Source organism: Nguyenibacter vanlangensis (assembly GCF_013376155.1).
Lineage (GTDB): Bacteria > Pseudomonadota > Alphaproteobacteria > Acetobacterales > Acetobacteraceae > Gluconacetobacter > Gluconacetobacter vanlangensis.
On the sequence record NZ_JABXXP010000503.1, the window covers coordinates 1 to 2,076 of the forward strand.

General features: G+C 68.2%; 2 protein-coding genes and 1 pseudogene. 1 reads left to right on the plus strand and 2 read right to left on the minus strand.

Annotated elements, in window-relative coordinates; translation table 11 throughout:
• Positions 1 to 351 (plus strand): annotated as a pseudogene (locus tag HUK84_RS15855) (efflux transporter outer membrane subunit); the annotation flags it as partial.
• 153 nt (positions 352 to 504) lie between these two features.
• Here the strand turns inward: HUK84_RS15855 and HUK84_RS15860 are convergent.
• Entirely contained in the window at positions 505 to 1,197 is a 693-nt protein-coding gene (locus tag HUK84_RS15860; RefSeq protein ID WP_176641146.1) for an aspartate/glutamate racemase family protein, read from the minus strand.
• A complete protein-coding gene (locus HUK84_RS15865; protein WP_176641147.1) occupies positions 1,194 to 1,805 on the minus strand; it encodes a LysE family translocator in 612 nt (203 codons plus the stop codon). Before HUK84_RS15865 ends, HUK84_RS15860 begins: the two co-directional genes overlap by 4 nt.
• Between the last annotated feature and the right edge of the window lie 271 nt (positions 1,806 to 2,076).

Sequence of the window (2,076 nt, forward strand, 5' to 3'; positions counted from 1 at the left end):
GACGGGGGCCGGCGCGCCGCGCTGAACGCCCACGCCGGCGCGGTCCATGACGAAACCGTGGCCCGGTACCGCCAGACCGTGCTGGATGCGTGGCGCGACGTCGAGGACGCCCTGGCCGCCCTGCGCCATTTGGCCGAGGAATCCGTCAGCCAGCACGAAGCCGTCCTGGCCGCCGCCGACGCCACGCACCGCGCCGGGCAACTGGGCACCGGCGGCCTGGCGAATGATTATAGCGTGATCGTGGCGCGCAATATCGAATTGTCCGACCGGCTGTCCGAAGTCGACATCGCCACGCGGCGCCTGGCCGCCTATGTCGCGCTGGTCAAGGCGCTGGGCGGCGGGTGGCGATAAACGCGGGCGACGCGGATGGGGCACGATCCTGGCCACCGGCGCGTCCGGGCAATATACCGGCTATCCCGTCGCACCGCGGCAATTCTTCCTGGTCCTGACCGGCTGTTTCCGGTCTTTGGCCCGTTCTGATCTTTGGCCCGTGCGGCCCGTCTTCTATTCCAGGCAGAGCCGTACCGCCGCTTCGGCATGCAGCGCGGTGGTGTCGTAGAGCGGCAGCGCGCTGTCGTCCGGGCCGACCAGCAGCATGATTTCGGTACAGCCCAGGATGACCGCCTCCGCCTCCTGATCCGCCAGTCGCCGGATGATGGCGCATACCACCTGCCGCGATTCCGGCAGGATGGTCCCCCGGACCAGTTCGTCATAGATGATGCGATGCAGCGCCTGGCGATCTGTCGCATCGGGGGTCAGCACCTCCAGCCCATGCATGCGGGCCAGCCGCCCGCGATAGAAATCCTGTTCCATCGTGAACAGCGTCCCCAGCAGCGCAACGCGCCGCCGGCCGTCGGCACGGAGCCTTGCGGCCACCGGGTCGGCGATGTGCAGCAGGGGAACCGCCAGCGCCGCCTGCACCGCATCGGCCATGCGATGCATGGTGTTGGTGCAGATCAGTACGATATCGGCACCGCCCGCCTCCAGCCGCCGGGCCGCGTCGATCATCAGCGCGGTGGCGTCCGCCCATCGTCCGGCGCGCTGCAGGTGCTCGATCTCGGCGAAATCGAACGACCAGAGCAGGCACCGCGCCGAATGCACCCCGCCCAGGCGCTGCTGCACACCCTGGTTGATCAACCGGTAATAGACCGCGCTGCTTTCCCAGCTCAGCCCGCCCAGCAAGCCGATCGTCTTCATCGCACGGCCTCCTGCACCAGGGGATAGAGCGAGGCGACCAGCAGCAGCGCCATGGCCAGGTTGAAGCCGCGCAGCACCGCCGGACGGGACAGGAAGCGCCGCATGGCCGAGCCGAACCCGGCCCACAGGCTGACGGCGGGCACCGTCACCACGCCGCAGATCGCGCTGGCGATCGCCAGATTGACCAGGAAATCCTCGCGCGGCGTATAAGCCGACACCACGCCGATGGCGATGATCCACGCCTTGGGATTGACCCACTGGAATCCGGCCGCCTGGAAAAAGCCGATCGGCCGGCCGGCCCCCGCCGCGCCCCCGCCGCCGGCGGCGGTCGCGATCTTCCACGCCAGCCACAGCAGATAGGCCGCGCTGACATATTTCAGTACTTGGTACAGCGCCGGCAGCCGGTCGAAGACGCTGCCGAGCCCGATCCCGACCAGCCCCACCATGAACACGAAGCCGACCGCGACCCCCAGCATATGCGGCAGGGTGCGGCGGAAGCCGTGATTCAGCCCCGATGCGGCCAGCATCGTATTGTTCGGCCCCGGCGTGATCGAGGCCACCAGGGCGAAGGCGAACAATGCGCCGAAATCATGCCAGAAGGCGGACATTGCAAAATCTCCGGTTGCGGACGGGCGTCCGGCACCAGTATTGACCATAGGACCGGAACAGAACCGGTACAGTTGATACATATTCCTTCAAACTGTTCCGGAGGCCGGACCATGCCAGTTGCGACCACCCCTTCCCTGGCCACCCTCTCCCCGGCCATCCCGTCCCTGGCCGCCTTTCCGCGCTGGCAGCCGGTGCGCGGCGGCGACCGGACGCTGGTGGCCCAGTTGGAAGACGAACTGGCCGGGCGGATCGCCGGGCATGCGCTGCGCC